Origin of the sequence: Streptomyces aurantiacus (genome assembly GCF_001418335.1) — a bacterium.
Taxonomy (GTDB): Bacteria; Actinomycetota; Actinomycetes; order Streptomycetales; family Streptomycetaceae; genus Streptomyces; species Streptomyces aurantiacus.
The window spans coordinates 1-25,753 of the sequence record NZ_LIPP01000068.1; the positions used below are offsets into that span (position 1 = coordinate 1).

24 protein-coding genes are annotated in these 25,753 nt (G+C 69.3%); 3 read left to right on the forward strand and 21 right to left on the reverse strand.

Translation table 11 applies throughout. From position 1 onward, the window contains the following. Window positions 1-20: 20 nt before the first annotated feature. Entirely contained in the window at window positions 21-599 is a 579-nt protein-coding gene (locus AOK01_RS10005) for a hypothetical protein (protein ID WP_055510586.1), read from the reverse strand. 158 nt (window positions 600-757) lie between these two features. On the opposite strand from AOK01_RS10005, the gene AOK01_RS10010 reads away from it, so the two are divergent. Both AOK01_RS10010 and AOK01_RS10015 read left to right on the forward strand, forming a co-directional pair. Continuing rightward, complete coding sequence (locus AOK01_RS10010) at window positions 758-1,948, forward strand: sensor histidine kinase (RefSeq protein WP_055510587.1); 1,191 nt, start codon at window positions 758-760, stop codon at window positions 1,946-1,948. Continuing rightward, window positions 1,945-2,586, forward strand: a complete 642-nt coding sequence (locus AOK01_RS10015; RefSeq protein WP_055510588.1) for a response regulator — start codon at window positions 1,945-1,947, stop codon at window positions 2,584-2,586. The genes AOK01_RS10010 and AOK01_RS10015 overlap by 4 nt, the downstream gene beginning before the upstream one ends. Before the next feature lie 91 nt (window positions 2,587-2,677). Here the strand turns inward: AOK01_RS10015 and AOK01_RS10020 are convergent, their stop codons facing one another. Then, window positions 2,678-2,989: a hypothetical protein gene (locus AOK01_RS10020; RefSeq protein ID WP_063792763.1), complete on the reverse strand. Its 312-nt coding sequence runs from the start codon at window positions 2,987-2,989 to the stop codon at window positions 2,678-2,680. A gap of 131 nt (window positions 2,990-3,120) precedes the next feature. Then, a complete protein-coding gene (locus AOK01_RS43480; RefSeq protein ID WP_055510590.1) occupies window positions 3,121-7,743 on the reverse strand; it encodes a DNRLRE domain-containing protein in 4,623 nt (1,540 codons plus the stop codon). A 227-nt stretch (window positions 7,744-7,970) separates the two neighbouring features. Between AOK01_RS43480 and AOK01_RS10030 the strand changes: the two genes are divergently transcribed. After that, on the forward strand, window positions 7,971-9,842 hold the full coding sequence (locus tag AOK01_RS10030) for a glycoside hydrolase family 18 chitinase (protein WP_055510591.1): 1,872 nt from the start codon (window positions 7,971-7,973) through the stop codon (window positions 9,840-9,842). 136 nt (window positions 9,843-9,978) lie between these two features. Here AOK01_RS10030 and AOK01_RS10035 read toward each other — a convergent pair whose 3' ends face one another. The 18 genes from AOK01_RS10035 to rpmE form a co-directional block, all read right to left on the reverse strand. Beyond that, a complete protein-coding gene (locus tag AOK01_RS10035; protein ID WP_055510592.1) occupies window positions 9,979-10,425 on the reverse strand; it encodes a DUF2550 domain-containing protein in 447 nt (148 codons plus the stop codon). A 128-nt stretch (window positions 10,426-10,553) separates the two neighbouring features. Next, window positions 10,554-10,928: a F0F1 ATP synthase subunit epsilon gene (locus AOK01_RS10040; protein ID WP_055510593.1), complete on the reverse strand. Its 375-nt coding sequence runs from the start codon at window positions 10,926-10,928 to the stop codon at window positions 10,554-10,556. 158 nt (window positions 10,929-11,086) lie between these two features. After that, window positions 11,087-12,523 (reverse strand): F0F1 ATP synthase subunit beta, encoded by a 1,437-nt coding sequence (atpD, locus tag AOK01_RS10045; RefSeq protein WP_055510594.1) that lies wholly within the window; start codon window positions 12,521-12,523, stop codon window positions 11,087-11,089. After that, window positions 12,523-13,440: a F0F1 ATP synthase subunit gamma gene (locus AOK01_RS10050; RefSeq protein WP_055510595.1), complete on the reverse strand. Its 918-nt coding sequence runs from the start codon at window positions 13,438-13,440 to the stop codon at window positions 12,523-12,525. The genes atpD and AOK01_RS10050 overlap by 1 nt, the downstream gene beginning before the upstream one ends. Window positions 13,441-13,460: 20 nt before the next feature. Beyond that, window positions 13,461-15,053, reverse strand: coding sequence for a F0F1 ATP synthase subunit alpha (gene atpA / locus AOK01_RS10055; RefSeq protein ID WP_055510596.1), 1,593 nt, complete (start codon window positions 15,051-15,053; stop codon window positions 13,461-13,463). Between the two features lie 134 nt (window positions 15,054-15,187). Further along, window positions 15,188-16,003 (reverse strand): F0F1 ATP synthase subunit delta, encoded by an 816-nt coding sequence (locus AOK01_RS10060; RefSeq protein WP_055510597.1) that lies wholly within the window; start codon window positions 16,001-16,003, stop codon window positions 15,188-15,190. Then, on the reverse strand, window positions 16,000-16,557 hold the full coding sequence (locus tag AOK01_RS10065; protein ID WP_107099780.1) for a F0F1 ATP synthase subunit B: 558 nt from the start codon (window positions 16,555-16,557) through the stop codon (window positions 16,000-16,002). The genes AOK01_RS10060 and AOK01_RS10065 overlap by 4 nt, the downstream gene beginning before the upstream one ends. 42 nt (window positions 16,558-16,599) lie before the next feature. Beyond that, a complete protein-coding gene (gene atpE, locus AOK01_RS10070) occupies window positions 16,600-16,821 on the reverse strand; it encodes an ATP synthase F0 subunit C (RefSeq protein WP_004925497.1) in 222 nt (73 codons plus the stop codon). Window positions 16,822-16,895: 74 nt separating this feature from the next. After that, entirely contained in the window at window positions 16,896-17,720 is an 825-nt protein-coding gene (atpB, locus tag AOK01_RS10075; protein WP_055510598.1) for a F0F1 ATP synthase subunit A, read from the reverse strand. Between the two features lie 225 nt (window positions 17,721-17,945). Then, window positions 17,946-18,383 (reverse strand): Cg1360 family ATP-synthase-associated protein, encoded by a 438-nt coding sequence (locus AOK01_RS10080; RefSeq protein ID WP_055510599.1) that lies wholly within the window; start codon window positions 18,381-18,383, stop codon window positions 17,946-17,948. Window positions 18,384-18,679: 296 nt separating this feature from the next. Next, on the reverse strand, window positions 18,680-20,047 hold the full coding sequence (locus AOK01_RS10085; RefSeq protein ID WP_055510600.1) for an MraY family glycosyltransferase: 1,368 nt from the start codon (window positions 20,045-20,047) through the stop codon (window positions 18,680-18,682). A gap of 126 nt (window positions 20,048-20,173) precedes the next feature. Then, complete coding sequence (locus AOK01_RS10090; protein WP_055510601.1) at window positions 20,174-21,427, reverse strand: serine hydroxymethyltransferase; 1,254 nt, start codon at window positions 21,425-21,427, stop codon at window positions 20,174-20,176. Window positions 21,428-21,688: 261 nt separating this feature from the next. Beyond that, a complete protein-coding gene (locus AOK01_RS10095) occupies window positions 21,689-22,369 on the reverse strand; it encodes an arsenate reductase/protein-tyrosine-phosphatase family protein (protein ID WP_055510602.1) in 681 nt (226 codons plus the stop codon). Next, on the reverse strand, window positions 22,366-23,013 hold the full coding sequence (locus AOK01_RS10100; protein WP_055510603.1) for an L-threonylcarbamoyladenylate synthase: 648 nt from the start codon (window positions 23,011-23,013) through the stop codon (window positions 22,366-22,368). The genes AOK01_RS10095 and AOK01_RS10100 overlap by 4 nt, the downstream gene beginning before the upstream one ends. Window position 23,014: 1 nt before the next feature. Next, window positions 23,015-23,173, reverse strand: coding sequence for a hypothetical protein (locus tag AOK01_RS43485; protein WP_157871250.1), 159 nt, complete (start codon window positions 23,171-23,173; stop codon window positions 23,015-23,017). Then, window positions 23,170-24,009, reverse strand: coding sequence for a peptide chain release factor N(5)-glutamine methyltransferase (gene prmC, locus AOK01_RS10105; RefSeq protein WP_055510604.1), 840 nt, complete (start codon window positions 24,007-24,009; stop codon window positions 23,170-23,172). Before prmC ends, AOK01_RS43485 begins: the two co-directional genes overlap by 4 nt. A 93-nt stretch (window positions 24,010-24,102) precedes the next feature. Next, a complete protein-coding gene (gene prfA, locus AOK01_RS10110) occupies window positions 24,103-25,179 on the reverse strand; it encodes a peptide chain release factor 1 (protein WP_055510605.1) in 1,077 nt (358 codons plus the stop codon). A 192-nt stretch (window positions 25,180-25,371) separates the two neighbouring features. Continuing rightward, window positions 25,372-25,599 (reverse strand): 50S ribosomal protein L31, encoded by a 228-nt coding sequence (gene rpmE, locus AOK01_RS10115; RefSeq protein ID WP_055510606.1) that lies wholly within the window; start codon window positions 25,597-25,599, stop codon window positions 25,372-25,374. Window positions 25,600-25,753: the final 154 nt, after the last annotated feature.

Here is a 25,753-nt window from a genome sequence, read left to right on the forward strand (position 1 = left end):
CACCCGCCCCACAACCCCGCTCACCTCTTCGTGAGGTCCCGGGACGCGGCCTCGCCGGAGACTCCCGCCGGCACCCTCTTCGGCCACAGCAGATACGTCAGCGCGACCACCCCATGAATCCCGGCAACCCGCCACGCGGTGAACCGCCAGCTCTCCAACGGCCCGGTCCGCCCCGCGTCCCCGACATACCAGATCGCGAGCTGCAGCAAGGCAGTCGCAACCCCCGCGGCCACCACAGTCCCCAGCCACACCTTCCCCTCGTGCCGGGCCCGGGGCAGCCCGTACTTCGGCGGCCCGGCCGGCCGGTCCGCGCCGGCGAGACGATGCGCCGCGTGGCCGTCGAGCCACTTCACCGTGCGGTGCCCGTGGCCGACGGTGTAGCCGATGTACAGCGCGGCCAGCCCGTGCGTCCAGTTCGGCTCGGCGCCGTTCTTCAGGTCCAGCGCGGTGACCACCAGCAGCACGACCTCAAGCAGGGGCTCGCACAGCAGCAGGGCCAGCCCCGTGCGGGGCATCTTCAGCAGGTAGCGGAAGGCCAGGCCCGCGGCCAGCAGCACCCAGAAGCCGACCTCGCAGACGACGATCAGCGTGACGATCACGACTCACTCCTCTCCGTTCGATCACCCTTCCCAGGCTCCCGCGGGCGCCGCCGCCGATCGTCGTCGGCGGTGACGATGTCGGCCTGCATCCTTCGATGTAGTCACGGACCGTTCTCCAGGATCAGGCGGCGAGGGGGCACTGCGTGTTGGATGGAGTCATGGTCACGCGACGCCCCCGCCCGCACCGCGACGACGTCCGCATCGCGCTCGCGGGACTGATCGGTGGGCTCCTCTTCTGGGGCGCGGGCCTGAGCACCCGCCCGGCCACCGAGGACTTCGTGCTCTGGCCGGGACGCTGGCCCCTCCTGCTGCCGCTCGCCGTGACGGCGGGCTGCGAACTGCTGCGGCGGACCCACCCGCGCACGGGCCTGCTGATCGGCGTCGCCGCGCTCGCCCTGGACACCGTCACGCAGGGCAACCTGGTGACCGTCCTGATGTTCACGGACCTCGTGTACGCGGTCGTCCTGTACGGGCCGGCCACCTCGGCCCGCCGCCTCCTGTGGATCAGCGGACTGCTCACGGTGCTCGGCACGGTGGTGCCCTTCGCGATCTGGCGGATGCCCGAGGCGCTGCTGATCGGCGTGATCATCGGCGTCGTGACGTTCACCCCCGGCGCCACCGGCTGGGTCGTCCGCAACCACCGCGACGCCGCCGAGGCCGCCCACCTGCGCGCCGAGCAGACCGCCCTGCTCGCCGAGATCGACCGCACCCAGGCCGTCACCGCCGAACGCGCCCGGATGGCACGGGAGTTGCACGACCTGGTGGCGAACCACCTGTCGGCGATCGCCATCCACTCCACGGCCGCGCTCTCCCTCGACGACCCGGACACCTCGAAGCAGGCCCTCGGTGTGATCCGCGAGAACAGCGTGGAGGGGCTGGCCGAGATGCGCCGTCTCATCGGCATCCTGCGCGACAGCAGCGGCGACACCGAACCTGCCGCCGCGCCCACCCTGGACGGACTCGGCTCCCTCGTGGACCAGGCCCGCGCCAACGGCCTCGACGTCGGCCTGGACCGCACGCACACGGCGCTGCCGGCCCCGGTCGAGCTGGCCGCGTACCGCATCGTGCAGGAATCCCTGACCAACGCCCTCAAGCACGCCTCCACAGGCCGGGTCACCGTCGGCCTCGTCCAGCGGGAGCACGCCCTGGACGTGCGTGTGACCAGCCCGCTGGGCGGCGCCCGGGGTGACGGCCCCCGCGCGCCCGGGTCGGGCGCGGGCCTGGTCGGGATGCGCGAGCGGGTCGCCCTGCTGCGGGGCACGTTCGAGGCGGGACCCGACGACGGGACGGGCGGCAGGACCTGGACGGTCCGCGCCACCCTCCCGATCACCGAAGGAGAAACCGAATGATCCGCGTGCTCGTCGCCGAGGACCAGTCAGCCGTACGCTCCGGTCTCGTCCTCATCCTGCGCAGCGCCCCCGACATCGAGGTGGTCGGCGAGGCGTCGGACGGTGCGCAGGCGGTGGCCCTGGCCAGGGAACTGCGGCCCGACCTCGTCCTGATGGACATCCAGATGCCCCGCCTCGACGGCGTCTCCGCCACCCGCCAGGTCGTCGGGGAACGCCTCGCCGATGTCCTCGTACTGACCACCTTCGACCTCGACGAGTACGTGTTCGGCGCGCTGCGCGCGGGCGCCGCCGGCTTTCTGCTGAAGAACACCGAGGCCCGCGGGCTCCTCGACGCGGTCCGTACGGTGGCGGGCGGCGAGGGCCTGATCTCGCCCGCGGTCACCCGCCGGCTGATCGCCGAGTTCGCCGCGAAGCCCGTACGTGAGCCGGCGGCCGACCCGTCCGTCCTGGAGGCGCTGACCCGGCGGGAACGGGAGGTCCTCTCCTGCCTGGGCGAGGGCCTGGCCAACGCGGAGATCGCGGTACGTCTCGACATGGCGGAGGCCACCGTGAAGACGCACGTCAGCCACCTGCTGGGCAAGCTGGAGCTGCGCAGCCGGGTGCAAGCGGCCGTTCTGGCCCAGGAGTTGGGCGTGTGACAGGTGGTCGCACCGCACCTTCTGTCCCGCACCGGAAACAAAAGGCGGGCGGGGCCCGCCGACCATGGACGTCGACGGGCCCCACCCTCCGCTAGGAGTTCCGTACCTCCTCCAGTGCGCTGTCCGCGGTGAGGCGCAGCGCCCCGTACCGGGCCTCGTCGCATCCCGTCTCACGGTCGCGCATGGTGATCGTGCGGGACTCGTCCAGTTCCGCCGCGTCCCGCGGGCCCGACAGCCGCAGGCTCACCTCCGGCCGCCGTTCGTCGAAGTCGTCCGGCAGCCTCAGTGACACCCGCACCTGGTCACCGAGCAGCTGCGGCGTTCCGCTCCCACAGCGCTCCCCCACACACAGCCGGTACGAAGAGCCCTCGCCGTACGGCAGCTCGTCCGCCTGCCAGGTCACGGAAACCTTGGAGACAGCGTCGATCAACTGGCACGGCTCGGGTTTCCCCCCGCACGCCGTCAGCAGGCACACTGCCGCGCCGACGGCACTCACGGCCAGGAACGGACGCCTCGCCGTCGAGGACGGTCGCCTCACCACTTCTTCACCAGCCCGGGGAGGGCGTCCTCGGCCAGTGCGATGTCGGTGAAGATGATCTCGCAGTCGTAGTCGGTGCCGTCCGAGCAGTCCTTGTCGTCGTTCCAGCCGTCGTCGTCGCCGTCGGAGCCGATGCCCCAGCCGGCGCACATCCCACCGGAGATCACACCCTTGGCATAGACGTGACCGTTGGCGAGAACGGTGTAGATGGCACCACCGGAGTCACCCGGGTAGTCACAGGTCCCGGAGTTCTTCTTGGCCCGGGTGGCGTTCTTGATGACCGTGCCGTCGCCGTACTTGATGGTCAGTTTGCCGCTGGTGACCTTCCAGCCGCAGACCTCGCCCGTGGTCGAACCACCGGAGCAGAACTGTTGGCCCACCTTCGAGCGGGTCGTCCAGCGGTTCTGGACCCGCCGGGTCTGGGTGCCGTGGGAGCCACCCTTGTAGACACGGGCGGAGACGTTGTACTTGTTCTCGTAGACCTCGCCGGTCACCAGGTCGCCCGAGTAGTAGGACTTCCCCGCCACCTTCACCGATCCCTTGCTGTTGTTCCAGTTGTCGTAGGCGACACCGGCGAAGGTGAGTTCCGGGTTCCAGCTGTCCATGAAGCCATTGCCGGTGGTGCAGTGCCCCGCGCTGAGCATGTACGGATTTCCCTGGTGGGTCCAGGCGAAGGCGGTGGTGCAGCGCCATCCGTCACTGAGGTTGCCGTTCACCACCCGTACCGGCTCATAGGCTGCCCCGCCCTTGAACGGGCTGACGTCGGTGTAACGGCTCGCCGTGTTCTGCAGCGCCTCGACTCCGGGCGAGACCCGGACCGCCACGGTGTCCGTGCCATAGCGCAGGCCCAGTGCGTCGGCGACCGTGTTGTCGCCTTCCGGGACCTCCACCACGACCCGGTTGGTCTGCGCGTCGACGGCGGCCGTGACCAGCTGCGAGGCGCCGGGCACCTCCTCGTCGGTGAGGAGCAGGATCTCGTCGACGATGGACTGGAGTTCGGCCTGGCTGTGGCCGACCTCCTTGGTGACCGGAGTGACCGTCCTGTCCTGGGTGGCCACCGGATCGGCCACGCCGTCCTCGGAGGCCGGAGCGGTCTCGTCGGTGTCCGGGTCGCCCTCGGCACTCCCGTCGTCGCTGCCCTGGTCGACCGGGATGTCGGTGAGCGTGATGGCGGCGGTGGCCTCGCTCGTCGCCGCACTGTCGGTGACAGGCAGCACGACCTTGCGGGTTTCCTCGTCGAGGTAGGGAGGGGCGAGGGTGTCGGGAGACTCTTCGGCGCGCGTCTCCGCGGCGTCCAGGGCGTACGACTCGGCGGTGTCCGGTTCGGCGACACCGCCGAGCTCGACCGGCTCGGTGAGCACATCGACCCTGTTGAGGGTGACCGTCACCGGTTCCGAGGGGGCTGGGCTGTCCTCGCCCTCGAAGCGTGCCCGTAGCTGGAACTCGGTGTCGGTGGTGAGGCTGCCGGTGTCCCAGACCAGACCGGACAGCGTGCCGTCGGTGACGGTGGCCGGCCAACTCACGCTCGCACCGGAGGTGGTGGTCACCTCAGTGGCCGGGATGTCGGCCCAGGCGTCCGTGTCGGCGCCACGGTACTGGAAGGTGGCCCCGGTCACGTCGCCGGGTCCGGCGGCCGCGAGCGGCACCTCGTGGCCGATCTCCTCGCCCGTCAGCGGCGACACGATGCCCGCCGTACCGATGTGGAAGGTGTAGGTGGCCGTGGCGGAGATGTTGCCCGCTCGGTCGACGGCGACCGCCGTGAGGCGGTGGCTGCCCTCGTCCGCGATCTTCAGCGACATGGTGGTGGTTGCTCCGGTGGCGGCGACGGTGTTCTCCGCCCCGCCGTCGAGCCGGTAGCGCAGCGCGCGCAACCCGGCGTCCGCGGCGCTCACCTGGAATTCGCCGGTGTCGCCCGCGTCCCCGGCCCAGCCTCCGCTGGGGAAGTCCGTCGAGGTCACCGCTGGTTCGGCGGGAGCGGTGGTGTCGACGGTGAACCGGTAGTGCGCCACCGGCCCCCAGACCCCGGCCGGGTCGACGGCCCTCACGTGCAGGTACCAGGTGCCTTCGCCCTTGGTGGCATCGTACGAGGCGGTCGTTCCGTCGCTGACCGCGTCGGGCACGGTGGTGGCGGTGGAATCGATCGTGTAGCTGTATCCGGCGGCGCTGGCGGCCGTCGTCCAGGCGGCGGTGAAGGAACCGCCCTTGTAGGCGGCGGACTGGTCCGGGTGACTGGTCGAGGAGACCGCGGGGCGCAGTGCCAGGCTCGCGTCGACCTGGAACGGGAAGTGCGCGGCACTCGCCGACCAGTTCCCCGCCCTGTCCTTGGCCCGCACATGGAGGTACCACGTGCCGTCGGACGCAGCGGTCCTGCCGTAAGTGGTGGCCGACTGCACGGTACCCGTGACGGCGGGCAGAGTCGTCGGACTCTGGTCGACGCTCACCGTGTATCCGGCGGCGCCGGAGCCGTCGGCGGGCGCGGTCCAGGCGAAGGTGGCGGCCCGGCTCGCGTAGACGACGCCGTTCAGCGGGTGGGTGGACGAGGTGACGGCGGGGACACCGGGGGCCGTGGTGTCCACGTGGAACGCGAAGTGCCGGGTGGCGGACCAGAGTCCGGCGGCGTTGCGGGCGGCGGCGTGCACATACCAGGTGCCGTCCGCCCGGTCCGCGGCCGAGACGGTGGTGGAGGTCTGGGTGACCTCGGTGCCGGCGGCGGTCACCGGGTTCTGGTCGACCTTGACGGCGTATCCGGTGATGGCGCTGGTGTCGCTCGCGGCGAGGGTGCCGGTGAAGTCGTCGGCGCCGTACCAGGTCTCGGGCGCGGCATGACTGCTGCTGGTGATCACCGGGGCGGTGGGAGCGCTCGGGTCGACGGTGAGCGTGCGCCAGGGCGTCCATGACGTGGACCAGTTGACCGAGTCGTATGCTCGCGCCCGCCACTTGTAGACGCCCGAAGGCAGGGTCGGGGACTTCCAGCTCGCGATGGAGACCGGCGAAAGGTATGCCGTGTTGCCCGTCGTCCTACGGGTGGTCAGGTCCTCGTCCCAGACCTCGAAGGTGTACCGCAGCTCATCGAGGTCGGCGTCGCCGGAGCGGGCCCGCAGCGTGGGAGTCGCGGTAGCCGTCGTCGTACCGTTGAACGGGAGGAACGCCCTGGTGGCACTGGGGTAGGCGTCGTAAGTGACGCTCAGATGCGGCTCGGTGGCCGCGTCCTCGCCGGAGACGTAGTTGGCCGAGCGGTAGCGCCGCCAGGTCAGCGAGTCGGTCTCGCTCACGCCACGCACCTGCACACCGAGGTTGTCCGCGCCGTCTGCCCAGGCCTGGACGATGGCGTCGACGTCGAAGCCGACGGTGCCCGCCGGGCATTCGGTGGAGTATCCCTTGGCGGCGGTGCTGGTGGCCGCGCCGGTGGTGGTCGTCGACGGCTGGTCGCCCCAGGTGACGGCCGCGGAGGTCCAGGCGGACGTGATCTGCCGGATCTGCGTGCCCGACCCCTCGGTGGAGCACGAGGAGGACCAGGTCGAGTAGAGCGACAGGTCGGTGTCGACAATGTGCTTGCCGTCCAGGGCGGACACGTCGAACTTCAGGTACGAGCGTGCCTTCGTCGTTCCGCCGTCGTACGTGCCCGACTTCAGCTCGGTCGAGGAGACCTGGGAGTCGGGGTAGTTGGTCGCGACCCAGGTGTCGGTGCTCACGGCGAGCGTGGAGGTGGGGTCGACGGTCACCGGGTAGTGGGCGGTGGCGAGGAATTCCGGATCCGGCGTGAGGACGAGGGTCTGTGTGCCGTCCGCGCCCTCCTCGATCTCGGTGTCGACGGGCAGCTGCCGCTCCGACTCGCCCGAGACCTCGTTCCGGCTGGAGTCCCACATCATCGGCGCGGGTGCCTCGGCGACGAGCCGGCCACCGGTGTCCTTCAGGAGCAGACGCCCGGAGGCGGCCTCGGTCAGGCGCAGTCCCTCCGTGCGGACCGGTATCCGGTAGCTGACCGGTTCGGCGGGGCTCTGGTCGAGCAGCACACTCTGGGAGAAGCCGTCGGGCAGTGCGGTGACCGTGAGGGTCTCGCCCTGTCCCACCCTGTACGAGGCGGTGTCACCCTCGACCTCGGGGGCAGGCAGCTCGTCCTCCCAGCCCAGGCCGAAGGAGCGGTCCTCGTGGGTGACTTCGGCGAGCCGGGTGTCGCCACCGTCGGACACGTCGATGTCGGGGGTGGTCGTCTCCGGGGTCAGGCTGGAGCCGGTGTCGGAGAGCGTGGTGTCGATGTCATGCCAGCTCCCGTCCTCCTTCACCCGGATCGGAGCGGCGTACGCCTCGGCCGTGAGCGTCCCGTCCGGGTTGGCCCAGGTGCCGCTGACGGCGGTGCGCTCCGACAGGATCTCGATCCGCCGCCCCTGCGCCTGCGCGACGATCCGCGCCTCGGACTCACTGCCGGCTTCGGCCGGCCCGAGGTCCGGGGCAGGCTCTGCCGCCGTGTCAGCCGTGGAGTCCGCTTCCGCTTCCGCCCCATGGCCGGCCACCGCGGCGAAACCGCCCGACAGCGCCAGTACCAGAACGGCCGCGGCGGCCCGCTTTCCCCCTCCTTGCCAGGATCTTCGTCTGTTCCATATCGCCTTCGACACCATCATGCCCCTCCCTGACCGATCATCGAACAAGATCGGTTCCGAGGAGGATTATGCGTGACGTTTACCGGAATTTGGCATTCTATTGGTCCGAATCGCGCCCCCCGCCCAGGAGTTGGGCGTGTAACAAGTAGCCGCACCGCGCTTTCCCAGTGGTCTGGACCTATTGACCTATGGTCCAGACCTTTCTATTGTCCTGCTCACCTCATAAGACTCCCCCCAAGGAGACGCGGATGCGCCTCGGACACCGTCTCGGACACAGACCCGGGCACAGCTTCGGGCACAGATTCGGACAAAAAGCCGTGGCGGGGCTCACCACCCTGCTGCTGCCGGTCGCCGCTCTGGTCGGGCTCGCGAGCCCCGCCTCCGCCGCCACGTCGGCGACCGCCACCTACGCCAAGACCCAGGACTGGGGCACCGGCTTCGAAGGCAAGTGGACCGTCAAGAACACCGGGACCACGGCCCTCAGCTCCTGGACCGTCGAGTGGGACTTCCCCTCGGGCACCTCGGTCACCTCCGCCTGGGATGCCGACGTCACCAGCTCCGGCACCCACTGGACCGGCAAGAACAAGTCCTGGAACGGCACCCTCGCACCGGGCGCCTCCATCTCCTTCGGCTTCAACGGCGCGGGCACCGGCTCCCCCGCCAACTGCAAGCTCAACGGCGGCAGTTGCGACGGCGGCCCCACGGTCCCCGGCGACAACGCACCCTCCGCACCGGGCAAGCCGACCGCCTCCGACATCACCAACACCTCGGTGAAGCTGGCCTGGAGCGCGGCCACCGACGACAAGGGCGTCAAGAACTACGACGTCCTGCGCGACGGCGCCAAGGTCGCCACGGTGACCGGCACCTCGTACACCAACACCGGTCTCACCGCCGGCACCGACTACTCGTACACGGTCCAGGCCCGTGACACCGCCGACCAGACAGGACCGGTCAGCGGCGCGACCGCCGTGCGCACCACCGGCGGCGGCACCGACCCGAACCCCGGCGCCAAGGTCAAGCTCGGCTACTTCACCGAGTGGGGCGTCTACGGGCGCAACTACCACGTGAAGAACCTGGTCAGCTCCGGCTCCGCGTCGAAGATCACCCACATCAACTACGCGTTCGGCAACGTCAAGGGCGGCAAGTGCACCCTCGACGACGCCTACGCGGCCACCGACAAGGCGTACACCGCCGACCAGTCCGTCAGCGGCACCGCCGACACCTGGGACCAGCCGCTGCGCGGCAACTTCAACCAGCTGCGCCAGCTGAAGGCCAAGTACCCGAACATCAAGGTGCTGTGGTCGTTCGGCGGCTGGACCTACTCGGGCGGCTTCGGTGAGGCCGCCGCCAACCCGGCCGCCTTCGCCGCGTCCTGCAAGGCCCTCGTCGAGGACCCGCGCTGGGCCGACGTCTTCGACGGCATCGACATCGACTGGGAGTACCCGAACGCCTGCGGCCTGAGCTGCGACACGTCCGGCTTCAGCTCCTTCAAGAACCTGACCGCGGCGCTGCGCACCGAGTTCGGCTCCAGCTACCTGGTCACCGCGGCCATCACGGCGGACGGCTCCTCCGGCGGCAAGATCGACGCGGCCGACTACGGCGGCGCCTCCGCGTCTCTCAACTGGTACAACGTGATGACGTACGACTACTTCGGCGCCTTCGACGCGGACGGTCCGACCGCTCCGCACTCGCCGCTGACCTCGTACAGCGGCATCCCGGCGGCCGGCTTCAACTCGGCCGACGCGATCGCCAAGCTCAAGAGCAAGGGCGTACCCGCGCAGAAGCTGCTGCTCGGCATCGGCTTCTACGGCCGCGGCTGGACCGGGGTCACCCAGTCCACCCCGGGCGGCTCGGCGACCGGCGCGGCACCCGGTACGTACGAGGCGGGCATCGAGGACTACAAGGTCCTCAAGAACTCCTGCCCCGCCACCGGCACGATCGCCGGCACCGCCTACGCCTACTGCGGCAACCAGTGGTGGAGCTACGACACCCCGGCCACCATCGGCTCCAAGATGTCCTGGGCCAAGAGCCAGGGCCTGGGCGGCGCGTTCTTCTGGGAGTTCAGCGGCGACACGGGCAACGGCGAACTGGTGACGGCAATCAACAACGGCCTGAACTAGTCCGGCCGCGCCCCGAAGGGGCGCGGGGCTGCATCGATGTGCGGCTCCGCCGCGTGGGCGCGCCCAGCCACAACGGACCCGCACAAACCCACGACGTGGCGGAGCACAACGCACAACGCAGCGAGTGAATGTGGCACTACGCCACATTCACTCGCTGTCCCGGTGGCGCGGCTTCCAGCCACGCAAGGAAACCCGTCAGCGCATCCTCGCTCATCGCCAGCTCCAACCGCGTCCCCCGATGGACACAGGTGAGGATGATCGCGTCGGAGAGCAGCGCGAGCTCCTCCTCCCCCTCGGGAGCCCGCCGGCCCGCCACCTCGATCGACGAGCGCTCAAGAACACGCCGCGGCCTCAGCGCGTACGAGAAGACGCGGAACCACTCGATCCGGTCGCCGCTGTAGCGGGCGATGCCATAACCCCAGCCCTTGCCGCTGGTGTCACCTTTCTCCGGGACATTCCAGCGCGTGCTGCAGTCGAAGGTGCCGCCCGAGCGCTGGATGAGTCTGCGACGCAGGCCGAAGGCGAAGAGTCCGAGGGCCACCAGTGCTACTACCGACCCGACCACAGTCAGAGCGAGGACCATCGACACCGACCTCCTCGTCTCCTAGGTAACGGAAAGGAAAAAAGCACCCGCATCGCCTCAGCCGCGACCCGGTCCGGAAAAGCTCCGGTCCTGGCCGCGGCTGAGTCACTTCCTGTGGCGCGCTGGTTTCAGTGCGCCGACACCGCCCGCATTCGGACGTCCGCGCGACGCTCGGCGGACGCGTCGGCGTCCGACTTCGCGCGTTCGAGCGCCCGCTCCGCACGCTGGACATCGATCTCGTCCGACAGCTCGGCGATCTCGGCCAGCAGGGACAGCTTGTTGTCCGCGAAAGAGATGAAACCGCCGTGCACCGCGGCGACGACCGTTCCACCATCACTCGTACGGATGGTCACCGGGCCGGACTCCAGCACACCGAGCAGCGGCTGGTGACCGGGCATGACGCCGATGTCGCCGGACGTGGTGCGCGCGACGACCAGGGTGGCCTCGCCGGACCAGACACTGCGGTCCGCGGCGACGAGCTCGACATGCAGCTCAGCAGCCAAGGTGGGCTCCTCGGGTCACCACCCGGCCGTTGCCGCCGGGTGTTGGGTCTAAGTCTAGTAGGGCTCCGAGCACCACAGGTGCCGGGCCCCGGGGATGGCGCGTGGGGGTGCGGGTGAGGGGGCAGGACATGCCTGCCCCCTCACCCGGAACACGAGGTTCAGGAGACGCCGAGTTCCTTGGCGTTGCCCTTGAGGTCCTCGATGCCACCGCACATGAAGAACGCCTGCTCCGGGAAGTGGTCGTACTCGCCGTCGATGATCGCGTTGAAGGCCGTGATCGACTCGTCCAGCGGAACGTCCGACCCGTCGACGCCGGTGAACTGCTTGGCGGCGTGGGTGTTCTGGGACAGGAAGCGCTCCACGCGACGGGCACGGTGGACGACGAGCTTGTCCTCCTCGCCCAGTTCGTCGATACCGAGGATCGCGATGATGTCCTGGAGGTCCTTGTACTTCTGCAGGACCGTCTTGACCCGCATGGCGGTGTCGTAGTGCTCCTGCGCGATGTAGCGCGGGTCCAGGATGCGGGACGTGGAGTCCAGCGGGTCCACGGCCGGGTAGATGCCCTTCTCCGAGATCGGACGGGAGAGCACCGTCGTCGCGTCGAGGTGGGCGAACGTGGTGGCCGGGGCCGGGTCGGTCAGGTCGTCCGCGGGGACGTAGATCGCCTGCATCGACGTGATCGAGTGACCACGCGTCGAGGTGATGCGCTCCTGCAGCTGACCCATCTCGTCGGCCAGGGTCGGCTGGTAACCCACCGCGGACGGCATACGGCCGAGCAGGGTGGAGACCTCGGAACCGGCCTGGGTGAAGCGGAAGATGTTGTCGATGAAGAACAGCACGTCCTGCTTCTGCACATCGCGGAAGTACTCCGCCATGGTCAGACCGGCCAGGGCCACCCGCAGACGGGTGCCCGGGGGCTCGTCCATCTGGCCGAAGACAAGAGCGGTCTTGTCGAGAACACCGCTCTCCTCCATCTCCGCGATGAGGTCGTTGCCCTCACGGGTGCGCTCACCGACGCCCGCGAAGACGGAGACGCCCTCGTGGAGGTTGGCGACACGCATGATCATTTCCTGGATCAGCACGGTCTTGCCGACACCGGCACCACCGAACAGACCGATCTTGCCGCCCTTGACGTACGGGGTGAGAAGGTCGACGACCTTCAGGCCCGTCTCGAACATCTCGGTCTTCGGCTCAAGCTGGTCGAACGAGGGGGCCTTGCGGTGGATGGTCCACCGGTCGCCCGTGTACTCCTCGTCGGAGTTCAGCACCTCGCCGAGGGTGTTGAACACCTTGCCCTTGGTGAAGTCACCGACCGGGACGGAGATGCCCGTGCCCGTGTCGGTCACCGCGGCCTGGCGGACCAGACCGTCGGTGGGCTGCATCGAAATGGTGCGGACCAGTCCGTCACCCAGGTGCTGGGCGACCTCAAGGGTCAGCGTCTTCTTCTCGCCGGCGTTGGCCGGGTCGGCCACCTCGACGTGAAGGGCGTTGTAGATCTCCGGCATGGCGTCGACGGGGAATTCCACGTCGACGACCGGGCCGATGACCCGGGCGACGCGGCCCGTGGCAACGGCCGTCTCAACTGTCGTCGTCATTACCTGTCACTCCCCGCGGTCGCGTCGGCCAGCGCTGCGGTGCCACCGACGATCTCGCTGATTTCCTGGGTGATTTCGGCCTGGCGGGCCGCGTTGGCAGATCGGGAGAGTGAAGTGATCAGGTCTCCCGCGTTGTCGGTCGCCGACTTCATCGCGCGGCGGGTGGCGGCGTGCTTGGAAGCAGCCGACTGGAGCAGCGCGTTGTAGATACGGCTCTCGACGTACCGCGGCAGAAGAGCGTCCAGGACGTCCTCCGCCGACGGCTCGAAGTCGTACAGCGGGAGGATCTCGTCCTTGCTGGACGTCTCCTCCGCGACCTCTTCGAGGCTGAGCGGCAGCAGCCGGCTGTCGATCGCCGTCTGCGTCATCATCGACACGAACTCGGTGTAGACGATGTGGAGTTCGTCCACGCCGCCGTCCGCCGTCTCCTTCTCGATGGCCTCGATCAGCGGCACGGCGACGTTCTTCGCGTCCGCGTACGAGGGCTGGTCGGTGAAGCCCGACCACGACTCCACGACCTTGCGCTCGCGGAAGTTGTAGTGGGCCAGACCGCGGCGGCCGACGATGTACGTGTCGACCTCCTTGCCCTCGGCCTCAAGACGGGCGGTCAGCTTCTCCGCCGCCTTGATGGCGTTGGAGTTGAAGGCGCCGGCAAGCCCGCGGTCGCTCGTGAGGAGCAGCACCGCGGAACGGGTCGCCGTCTCGGCCTCCGTGGTCAGCGGGTGCTGGGTGTTCGAACCGGTTCCGACCGCCGTGACCGCGCGGGTGAGCTCGGTCGCGTACGGCGCGGAGGCCGTCACCTTGCGCTGCGCCTTGACGACGCGCGAGGCGGCGATCATCTCCATCGCCTTGGTGATCTTCTTGGTCGCGGTGACGGATTTGATGCGACGCTTGTAGACCCGGAGCTGGGCTCCCATGAGTCAGGTCCCTTCCGTCGTCACTTGCCCGCAGCGGCAGGGGTGTCCTCGCCGAGCAGCTTGCCGTCCGACGTCTCGAACTGCTTCTTGAAGTCCGCGATCGCGTCGGCGATGGCCTGCAGGGTGTCGTCCGACATCTTGCCGCCCTCCTTGATGGAGGTCATGAGGCCCTGCTCCTTGCGGTGCAGGTACTCAAGCAGCTCCTTCTCGAAGCGGCGGATGTCGTTGACCGGAACCTCGTCCATCTTGCCGGTGGTGCCCGCCCACACGGAGACGACCTGGTCCTCGGTGGCCATCGGCTGGTACTGAGCCTGCTTGAGCAGCTCGACCATCCGCTGACCGCGTTCGAGCGACGCCTTCGACGCGGCGTCCAGGTCGGACCCGAAGGCGGCGAACGCCTCCAGCTCACGGAACTGGGCGAGGTCGACGCGCAGCCGGCCGGAGACCTGCTTCATCGCCTTGTGCTGCGCGGAACCACCGACTCGGGAGACGGAGATACCGACGTTCAGCGCGGGGCGCTGACCGGCGTTGAACAGGTCCGACTCCAGGAAGCACTGGCCGTCGGTGATGGAGATGACGTTGGTCGGGATGAACGCCGAGACGTCGTTGGCCTTCGTCTCGACGATCGGCAGACCGGTCATCGAGCCCGCGCCCAGCTCGTCGGAGAGCTTCGCGCAACGCTCAAGCAGACGGGAGTGCAGGTAGAAGACGTCGCCGGGGTAGGCCTCGCGCCCCGGCGGACGGCGCAGCAGCAGGGACACGGCGCGGTAGGCGTCGGCCTGCTTCGAGAGGTCGTCGAAGATGATGAGGACGTGCTTGCCCTCGTACATCCACTGCTGGCCGATGGCCGAACCGGTGTACGGCGCCAGGTACTTGAAGCCGGCCGGGTCGGACGCCGGGGCGGCGACGATGGTCGTGTACTCCAGCGCGCCGGCCTCTTCGAGGGCGCCACGCACGGAGGCGATGGTCGAGCCCTTCTGGCCGATGGCGACGTAGACGCAGCGGACCTGCTTCTTCGGGTCGCCCGTGCGCCAGTTGTCACGCTGGTTGATGATCGTGTCGATAGCCAGAGCGGTCTTGCCGGTCTGCCGGTCGCCGATGACCAGCTGACGCTGGCCACGGCCGATCGGGGTCATCGCGTCGACGGCCTTGTAGCCGGTCTCCATCGGCTCGTGCACCGACTTACGGGCCATGACGCCCGGGGCCTGCAGTTCGAGCGCGCGGCGGCCGGACGTCTCGATCTCGCCGAGACCGTCGATCGGGGCGCCGAGCGGGTCGACAACGCGGCCGAGGTAGCCCTCGCCGACGGCCACGGACAGGACCTCGCCGGTACGGGTGACCGGCTGTCCCTCCTCGATACCGCTGAACTCGCCGAGGACGACCGCACCGATCTCGCGCTCTTCCAGGTTCAGCGCGAGGCCGAGAGTGCCGTCCTCGAACTTCAGCAGTTCGTTGGCCATGGCCGAGGGCAGGCCCTCGACCTTCGCGATGCCGTCGCCGGCAAGGGTGACCGTACCGACCTCCTCGCGCGAGGCCGCGTCCGGCTTGTACGACTGGACAAAGTTCTCCAGCGCATCCCGGATCTCCTCCGGCCGGATCGTGAGCTCCGCCATCTGGGTTCCCTGCTCTCCTTGTTGGGCCCGAAGTTTTCTTGGGGGTCTGGGGTCAGTCCCCAGGAATCCTCTGCACGGCCCAACCAGGGCCGTAAGCACTACATGACTACGTGGTGACGCGTATTGAGTTGGTACTAGCTCGCCATACGGCGGCTGACGTCTTCGAGCCGGTCCGCGATGGAGCCGTTGATGACCTCGTCGCCGACCTGCACCCGGATCCCGCCGAGGACCTCGGGGTCCACGTCGAGGTTGAGGTGCATCGGGCGGCCGTAGAGCTTCGCGAGGGCGGCGCCCAGGCGCTGCTTCTGCGGGTCGCTCAGCGGAACCGCCGAGGTGACGACGGCGACCATGCGGTTGCGGCGATCGGCGGCGAGCTTGGACAGGGAATCGAGTCCCGACTCCAGGCTACGTCCCCGGGGCGAGGCCACAAGGCGCGTGACCAACCGCTCGGTGACGGCCTTGGCCCGGCCGCCGAGCAGGCTGTGCAGCAGCTCGCTCTTGGCCGCGCTCGTGGCGCCGCGGTCGGTCAGCGCGGCGCGCAGCCCGGTGTTCGAGGAGACGATCCGGCCGAACCGGAACAGCTCGTCCTCGACGTCGTCGAGCGCGTTCGCCCGCTGCGCCGCCGTGAGGTCGGCGGTGTCGGCCAGTTCCTCGACGGAGTCGACCAGGTCGCGCGACCGCGACCAGCGGGAGCGCACCAGGCCGGCCACCAGGTCGGCGGTGTCGCCGCTGACCTGGCCACCGAGCAGGCGCCCGGCCAGTTCGGCCTTCGCCTCGCCGGCCTGCGCCGGGTCGGTGAGAACCCGGCGCAAGGACACCTCACGGTCGAGCAGCGCGGTGACGGCGGCCAGCTCGTCGGCGAGCTGCGCCGCGTCCACGGACGTCGAGTCCGTCAGCGCGTCGAGACGCTCACGTGCGGCAGCCAGGGCGTCGCGGCTCGCGCCGTTCATCGCGTGGCCTCGGCCTTCGAAGCGGTCTCGTCGAGACCGTCGAGGAACCGGTCGATCGTGCGGCTCTGCCGGGCGTGGTCCTCCAGGGACTCACCGACGAGCTTGCCGGCCAGTTCGGTGGCCAGCTGGCCCACGTCCTGGCGCAGCGCGGACGAGGCGGCCTTGCGGTCGGCGTCGAGCTGCGAGTGACCGGCGGCGATGATTTCCTCACGCTGCCGCTGGCCTTCCGCGCGCATCTCGGCGATGAGCGTGGCGCCCTGCTCCTGCGCCTCCTGGCGCAGACGCGCGGCCTCGTGCCGGGCTTCGGCGAGCTGAGCCTTGTACTGCTCAAGCACGCTCTGGGCCTCGGTCTGAGCGGCCTCCGCCTTCTCGATACCGCCCTCGATGGCCTCGCGGCGCTGCTCCAGAACCTTGTTGATGTTCGGGAGGAGCTTCTTGGCGAGGAAGCCGAAGACGATGACAAAGGCGATCAGGCCGATGACAAGCTCCGGCCACGGCGGAATGAGGGGGTTCTCCTTCTCCGCCTCGGCCGCCAGCTGAACCAGGGGGTTCACATCAGTGCCTTTCGTCTAATACGGCTGGTCGTCGTGGTTCGTCTAGTAGACGAACGGCATGACCAGACCGATGAGGGCGAGGGCCTCACAGAAGGCGAAGCCGAGGATCTGGTTGGCACGGATCAGGCCGGCAGCCTCGGGCTGGCGAGCGAGCGCCTGGGTGCCGTTACCGAAGATGATGCCGACGCCGACGCCGGGACCGATGGCAGCGAGACCGTAACCGACGGAGCCGAGGTCGCCAGTGACAGCAGCAAGGTTAGACATGCCAGTTCTTCCTTCTCATTACGGACCGGTGGGGGTTGGCCACCGGACGACTGTGGGGTTCGAGAGAGCGGCACTCAGTGGTGCTCGGCGAGCGCGCCCTGGATGAAGGTGCAGGTCAGCAGTACGAACACATACGCCTGGACGGCCTGGATGAAGAGCTCGAAGGCGGTCATCACGATGACCATCACGAACGACACGGCCGAGTAGGCGATGCCGATTCCGTTCAGCATGTACCAGCTGGCGATCGTGAAGAGCAGCAGCAGTGTGTGGCCCGCGAACATGTTCGCGAAGAGTCGCACCGCGTGCGTGAAGGGGCGGACCAGCAGGTTCGAGAAGAACTCGATGAGCATGGCCAGCGGAAGCACCGGGCCGAGCGACTTGTCGTAGCCCGTGAAGTTCTTGAAGGCTCCGACGAAGCCGTGCCGCTTGAACGTCAGCGAGACCCAGGTGATGTAGACGATCGCGGCCAGGACGATCGGATACGCGATGATCGAGGTGACCGGGAAAGCGGCGACCGGGACGATCGACCAGACGTTCATCATCCAGATGAAGAAGAACAGCGCGACGGCGAGCGGAACGTACTTCTCGCCTTCCTTCTTGCCGATCGTTTCGTAGACGACCCCGCGGCGTACGAAGTCGTAGCCGGCCTCGGCCACCATCTGCAGCTTGCCCGGGACCAGCTTCGGCTTGCTGAACGCGGCCCAGAAGAAGCCCACCACAATGATGGAACCGAGCAGGGCGAGCAGCATGGGCTTGTTGAAATAGAGGCCGTTGCCGTCGGCGTCGCCCATGAGCGGTTCGAACAGGAACGAGTGCAGGCCCGGGGCCGGGAAACCACACCCGTCGAAAAGGTGGCAGTCGGTCTCGAAGGCGAGCACCTGCGTCGGGTCAGCACTCACCGCGGGCTCCTTCAGCGTGGCGCATAGGTACGGCAACCTCGTTGTGTCGGCGCGGCGAACAGCCGCGGTTCGGCACTGGACTGGTGTTACGGGTATGGGGGCGGCAAGAGGGCATCGAGCCTCGCGCTGGGGCAGGCGTCAGCTCAGATGCCCGCGCCCGCGATGCCGCAGTTGGCACCGGACGATAGCAGGATCTCCCAGACGCCTTTATCCCGGCCCTACCCCTCACGACGAGTGCCCTGTCTTTTCGGGCTTGTCGCCCTTCGAGGACTCGGGTTCGACGTAAAGGATCTTGGCCTTCAGCTGGGCACGCGCCTGGGCGCCGATCCACGCGAGCGTGGCGGCGACCAGCGTGATGGCGAACGCCTTGGGGTTGAACAACGTCGTGTCCTTGAAGACCGCGACGAAGATGAACAGCAGGAGAAGCTGGGCCGTGTACAGCATCAGCCCCATCGCCTGGAAAAGGTGCGGGAGCGATGCGGCGACGCGCTGCAGAACGTACAGCCCGACACCCATGAAGAGGATCACGACCAGCGTCGCCACGACCGCCCCGACCGCCCCCTTGCCACCCGCGACCACACCACTGACGACGGCGCCGATCGCGCCGACGGCAGCTGTGGGCACAGCGGCCTGGAGAAGGATCCGGACGTCTTTGGAGGGCATGGCGGCAACTCCGCTTTGCTCAAGGGGGCAGGTGTCGTCATGGACGAGCGTAGTCCCGGACAGCGAGAGAACCTCACCGCCGACGAACCGTCGCACTGCGGTCCCTCGGCTCTGTCCTGGGTTCTCGTGAACCGTATCACAAACTATTTGATGAGGTCTTTACCTCGTTGGTGTGGTCGGCGTCACACATGAGAGTGAACATGCGCATCCGTGCACCCCGGCAACCAAGTTGTCTGGTATTGGGGCGTTTTCGCTTGGTCACCCATCAAGGGCTCTTGAACGATTCTTACCCGGCGTCAGCGCGACGTGCCGGCCCCGCGCTCCTCAAGGAGACGCGAACGGGGGCCAACGGCCGTCGCCCCGTTGACTCCTGAGACGCCGACGGCCACCGGGGTACGGCGTTCCGTGTCGTCCTCGGCCGCGTCGTCCTCACCCGTGCCGTGCGCGACCGCCTCGGTGTCCTCCCCGGACTCCTCCCCGGACTCGTCCACGGCGTTGCGCCGGCGGTAGCGGGGCGGCAGGAGTTGCTCGGCCCAGTGCGGGGCACGCGGTGTGAAGCGGGGCAGCAGGAGCAGCAGCAGGCCCACCGCGCTGAGCGCCATGATGCCGAGCACGATCCACATGGCACCCGAGTTCACCGAGTAGGCGAGGGCTCCGAAGGCGATCAGCGCCGACCAGAAGTACATGATGAGCACGGACCGGCTGTGCGAGTGCCCGATCTCCAGCAGGCGGTGGTGCAGGTGCCCGCGGTCGGCGGCGAACGGGGACTGGCCCCGCCAGGTGCGCCGCACGATGGCGAGCACCAGGTCGGCCGCCGGGACGGCGATGATCGTAAGCGGCAGCAGCAGCGGGATGTAGACGGGCACCGTCTGGTGCACGGCCTCCTTCTCGGATCCCGCGAAGAGGTTCATCGCGTCCGGGTCGACCTGCCCGGTGATGGAGATGGCGCCGGCCGCCAGCACGAGGCCGATGAGCATCGAGCCCGAGTCGCCCATGAAGATCCGCGCGGGGTGCATGTTGTGCGGCAGGAAGCCCAGGCACATGCCCATGAGGATCGCGGCGAAGAGGGTGGCGGGGGCGGCGGACTCAAGGCCGTAGCCGTACCAGATCCGGTAGCCGTACATGAAGAACGCGGCGGCGGCGATGCACACCATGCCGGCCGCGAGGCCGTCGAGGCCGTCGGCGAAGTTCACGGCGTTGATGGTGATCACGACGAGCGCCACGGTCAGCAGCGTGCCCTGCCACTGCGTCAGCGAGACCGAGCCGACGCCGGGGATCGGCAGCCACAGGATCGTCAGACCCTGCATGACCATGACGCCCGCGGCGATCATCTGGCCGCCGAGCTTGATGAGGGCGTCGATCTCGAACTTGTCGTCCAGGACGCCGATCAGCCAGATCAGGGCGGCTCCGGAGAGCAGGGCCCGCGGCTCGTTGGAGTTGTCGAACACCACGCTGAGGTTCGTCAGGTGGTCGGCGACCAGCAGGCCGGCGCACAGTCCGAAGAACATCGCGATGCCGCCGAGCCGCGGTGTGGGTTCTCGGTGCACGTCACGTGCCCGGATCTCCGGCATCGCTCCGGCCACGATCGCGAACTTCCGCACCGGCCCGGTCAGCAGGTACGTCACCGCGGCCGTGATGCAGAGCGTCAGGAGGTATTCACGCACGGGCTTCCCCACAGGTCTCGCTGGCCATCTCAGCCCCACACCTTAGCTTCGTGCGCATACGGTTGGGGACTTCCGGGTAGGGCCGATGGTTGCACGAGTGGCTGTGCTCCCTTGCCCACCAGGCCCTCACTGACCGGGATAGGGGGGAAATCTCCCGGTCAGGTTCCGCACTTCTTCACGTACCCGCCGGCCCGCGGACTCGTCCCGCACGGCCGTCGCGAACAGCGCCCCGATCCTCGCCGCCTCGGTCTCACCCATGCCCTGGGTGGTGACGGCCGCCGTGCCCAGGCGCAGGCCCCGTACGTCGGGATGGGGCAGCGCACAGGTGTCGAGGACCATTCCGGCGGCGGCGAGACGGCCGCGGGCGGTGCGCGCGTCCACCCCGAGCGGCGCCGGGTCGACGGTCAGCAGGTGGGTGTCGGTACCGCCGGTGGTGACCAGCAGCCCCTCGGCCGCCAGGCTCCGCGCGAGCGCCCGCGCGTTCGCAACCACCTGATGGGCGTACGCGGTGAACGCCGGGGTCGCCGCCTCGCCGAACGCGACGGCCTTGGCGGCGACGGTGTGCATCTGCGCGCCGCCCTGCGTGAAGGGGAAGACCGCCCGGTCCACCCGCTCGGCCAGCTCGCTCCCGCACAGCAGCATGCCGCCGCGCGGGCCGCGCAGCACCTTGTGCGTGGTCGCGCACACGACATCGGCGTACGGGACCGGGCTGGGCGCCGCTCCCCCGGCGACGAGGCCGATGGGGTGGGCGGCGTCGGCGACGAGGTACGCGCCGACCTCGTCCGCCACCTCGCGGAAGGCGGCGTAGTCGATGTGCCGGGGATACGAGATGGAGCCGCACACGATGGCCTTGGGCCGGTGCGAGCGGGCCAGCGCCCGCACCTGATCGTGGTCGATGAGCCCGCTCTCCGGGTCGACGCCGTATCCGACGAAGTCGAACCACCGCCCGGAGAAGTTGGCGGGCGACCCGTGCGTGAGGTGCCCGCCGTGCGGCAGGCCCATCGCCAGGACGGTGTCACCGGGGCGCAGCAGGGCGGCGTACGCGGCCAGCACGGCCGAACTCCCGGAGTGGGACTGCACGTTGGCGTGTTCGGCGCCGAAGAGGGCCTTCGCGCGGTCCACGGCGACCCGCTCGGCGACATCGACCAGCTCGCAGCCGCCGTGGTGGCGGGCGCCGGGATATCCCTCGGCGTACTTGTTGGCGAGCGGCGAGCCCAGCGCGGCCAGCACGGCGGGCGAGGTGAAGTTCTCGGCGGCGATCAGCTGCAGGGTCGTCGTCTGCCGCGCCAGCTCCGCGAGAAGAATCTCGGCCAGCTCCGGATCCTGCCGGCCGAGCACGTCGACCGACAGCGGACCTTCAAGGGTGTGTGCGACCGGCATGGCGGACTCCGGACCTCGGCGGGGGGACGCTACGTCCAATGTAGAACCGAGTCCCCCGCCGCGCCCGGTGTTACCGCCCGGCGATGGCCCGATCAGGCACGGGCCGGTACACCCGTCAGCGCCGTGACCACCGGGTCGAGCGCCTGGTTGATCTCGACCGATCCCCAACGCGCCTCTCGCACCACTCGGCCCCAGCGGGCCTCCCGGGCTTCGAACCGCTGCGCCGGACTCCGTCCGCCGAGCCGGAAGACCGCCGCCCGATCAGGCGCGGGCCGGTACGCCCGTCAGCGCCGTGACCACCGGGTCGAGGGCCTGGTTGATCTCGTCGCCCACCGATCTGAAGAACGGCAGGGGCGCCCCGTACGGGTCGTACACCTCGTCCGCCTCCGCCGTCGGGGCCAGGAGCCACCCGCGGAGCGCCGCCGCGGCGCGGACCAGGGCGCGGGCGCGTTCGACCATGCCGTCGTCCAGCGGGGGCAGCGTCGCGGGGTCGATCGCGCGGACCAGGCGGGTGAACTCCTTCAGGGTGAAGGTGCGCAGCCCCGCCGAGTGGCCCATCGAGATGACCTGGGCGCGGTGGTCGCGGGTCGCGGTGAGGACAAGGTCCGCCCTGATGACGTGCTCGTCAAGGAGCTCGCGGCCCACGAAGCCGGCGGCGTCCGCGCCGAAGTCCGCGAGGACCGCCTCCGCGTTGGCCTCCATGGGCGCACCCTCGTGCCCCCAGGTACCGGCGCTCTCCACGATCAGGCCACCCCACAGGGGGTCACCGAGCCGGTCCGCCAGGGCATGCCGGGTCAGCCGCTCGGTGATCGGCGAGCGGCACACGTTGCCGGTGCTGACGTGGAGGATGCGAAAAGAGGAGTCGCCCAGGGCCCCGTCGCCGTAAGCCCCCGCGTACCCCGTCCCCGTACCTATGCCACGCCCCGCGTCAGGGGCTGTCAATTCGCCACCTCAAGGTCGGGTACGACCTTTCGCAGCTCCTCGGCCGACAGTGCGCCCGCCCGCAGCAGCACCGGCACCTTGCCCGTGACGTCGACGATCGACGACGGGACGATGCCGGGGGTCGGGCCTCCGTCGAGGTATACGGAGACGGAGTCGCCGAGCATCTCCTGCGCGGCGTCGCAGTCCTCGGGTGACGGGTGTCCCGTGAGGTTCGCGGACGAGACGGCCATCGGGCCGACCTCGGTCAGCAGCTCGATGGCGACCGGGTGCAGCGGCATCCGCACGGCGACGGTGCCACGGGTGTCCCCCAGGTCCCACTGGAGGGACGGCTGGTGCTTGGCGACCAGGGTCAGCGCGCCCGGCCAGAAGGCGTCGACGAGTTCCCAGGCCATCTCGGAGAAGTCCGTGACCAGGCCGTGCAGTGTGTTCGGGGAGCCGATGAGGACGGGCGTGGGCATGCTGCGGCCACGGCCCTTGGCGTCCAGCAGGTCGGACACGGCCTCCGAGCTGAACGCGTCGGCGCCGATCCCGTACACGGTGTCGGTCGGCAGGACGACGAGCTCGCCCCGGCGGACGGCGGAGGCGGCCTCGCGCAGACCCGTGGAGCGGTCGGTCGCGTCGTTGGTGTCGTAGCGCCGTGCCATATCAGCAAGCCTCCTCGAACACGCGGGCCCCGTTGGCCGCGCACCTAACGTCTTTCACGTCGCCTGCATTGTCCGGGCCGTGCACGTCGGTCACGTCGGTCACATCGGTCACGTCGTTCACGTCGGCCTCGTCGTGCACGCAAGAAGTCGCCGCGGTCATGGCATCGCCCTGCGGGCGGTCGCGAACCGCGGCCGGTTGTTGAGGTCGGGGTGGTCGGCGGCGTCGGCCCAGCCCCGCTCCTCGGTGAAGATCCACGGCACCTGGCCGCCCTGGGTGTCGGCGTGCTCGACGACGACGACACCGCCGGGCCGCAGCAGCCGGTGCGCGGTGCGCTCCAGGCCGCGGATCAGGTCGAGGCCGTCCTCGCCCGAGAACAGGGCGAGCTCGGGATCGTGGTCCCGGGCCTCCGGAGCGACGTACTCCCATTCCGTGAGCGGGATGTACGGCGGGTTGGTGATGACGAGGTCCACCTGGCCGTCGAGGTCGGGGAAGGCGTCCAGGGCGTTCCCCTGGCGCAGGTCGACCCGTGACCCCTCGACGTTCTTACGGGTCCATTTGAGGGCGTCCTCGGACAGCTCGACGGCGTGCACGCGCGAGCGCGGCACCTCCTGCGCGAGGGCCAGCGCGATGGCGCCCGAGCCGGTGCACAGGTCGACGATCAGCGGCTCCACGACGTCCATCGCGCGGACGGCGTCTATGGCCCAGCCGACCACGGACTCGGTCTCCGGCCGGGGCACGAACACGCCCGGCCCGACCTGGAGTTCCAGGTACCGGAAGTAGGCGCGTCCGGTGATGTGCTGGAGCGGCTCGCGTGCCTCGCGGCGCGCGATCGTCTCCCAGTACCGGGCGTCGAAGTCCGCGTCCTTGACGGTGTGCAGCTCGCCCCGCTTCACACCGTGCACGAACGCGGCGAGCTCCTCGGCGTCGTTGCGCGGCGAGGGCACGCCGGCGTCGGCCAGCCGCTGGGTGGCCTGGGCCACTTCCGCGAGCAGCACGCCGCGGGGGTTTGGGGGTCGCCCCCCAAAATGTTGCTGCACGCTGGTCCTCCGGGGCTGAGCGGTCTGTTGAGCTGGGAGCGTGGACCGTGGTTACGCCGCGGCGAGCTTGGCCGCCGAGTCGGCGTCCACGCAGGCCTGGATCACCGCGTAGAGGTCGCCGTCGAGAACCTGGTCCAAGTTGTACGCCTTGAAGCCGACACGGTGGTCCGAGATGCGGTTCTCCGGGAAGTTGTACGTACGGATCTTCTCGGAGCGGTCGACGGTGCGGACCTGGCTGCGGCGGACGTCCGCGGCGTTGCGCTCCGCCTCCTCCTGGGCCGCGGCGAGGAGCCTGGAGCGCAGGATACGCATCGCCTGCTCCTTGTTCTGCAGCTGGCTCTTCTCGTTCTGGCAGGAGGCGACGACTCCGGTGGGCAGGTGCGTGATGCGCACCGCCGAGTCGGTGGTGTTGACGGACTGGCCGCCGGGCCCGGAGGAGCGGTAGACGTCGATCCGCAGGTCGTTCGCGTGGATCTCGACGTCGACCTCCTCGGCCTCGGGCGTGACGAGCACGCCGGCGGCGGAGGTGTGGATACGGCCCTGCGACTCGGTCGACGGCACCCGCTGCACGCGGTGCACGCCGCCCTCGTACTTCATCCGGGCCCAGACACCCTGGCCGGGCTCGGTGGCGCCCTGGCCGCCCTTGGTCTTCACGGCGACCTGGACGTCCTTGTAGCCGCCGAGCTCGGACTCGGTGGAGTCGATGATCTCGGTCTTCCAGCCCACGCGCTCGGCGTACCGCAGGTACATGCGCAGCAGGTCACCGGCGAACAGCGCCGACTCGTCACCGCCCGCGCCCGCCTTGATCTCCAGGATGACGTCCTTGTCGTCGCTGGGGTCCCGCGGGACGAGGAGCAGCCGCAGCTTCTCGGTGAGCTCCTCGCGCTGCTTCTCCAGCTCCTTGACCTCGGCGGCGAAGTCAGGGTCGTCGGCGACGAACTCCTTCGCCGTCCCGATGTCGTCCCCGGTCTGCTTCCAGGAGCGGTACGTCGCGACGATCGGGGTCAGCTCGGCATAGCGCTTGTTGAGCTTGCGCGCGTTGGCCTGGTCGGCGTGGACCGACGGGTCAGCGAGCCTCTTCTCCAGATCGGCGTGCTCGCCGATGAGTTCCTCGACCGCCTCGAACATCTCCGGCTCCAATGGACTGCTGCCCCCGGCACCCTCACGGGTCCGGGGACGTAGGTACGGCATGGGGGTTCCCCTCTCGATCGAACTCGACCGGACTCGGTCGAACTCAAGAGCGGGGAAGGGACTGCACCGCAAAGCGCCGGTCCCGGCACCCCCTGGACGGAGGCACCGGAGACCGGCGCTGTGAGCTCGCTACTTCGTGTCGGCGGCAGCCTTGGCCTTGCCGAAGCGGGCCTCGAAGCGGGCCACACGGCCACCGGTGTCGAGGATCTTCTGCTTGCCCGTGTAGAAGGGGTGGCACTCGGAGCAGACCTCGGCGCGGACGGTGCCGCTGGAGATCGTGCTGCGGGTGGTGAACGACGCGCCACAGGTGCAGCTGACCTGCGTCTCGACGTACTCGGGGTGGATGTCGCGCTTCAAGGTGTCTCCTAGTTTCGGGAGGGCGCCGGGTCGCTGCCGCGGATTGCGGGGGCGTGAACCGGAGCCGACTTACCAGTCTGCCAGGACTGGTGCCATCTCCCCAAACCGGGGGATGGCCTTGGCTATTCCCGGGGGGCGGGAGGGGGTTCACGGA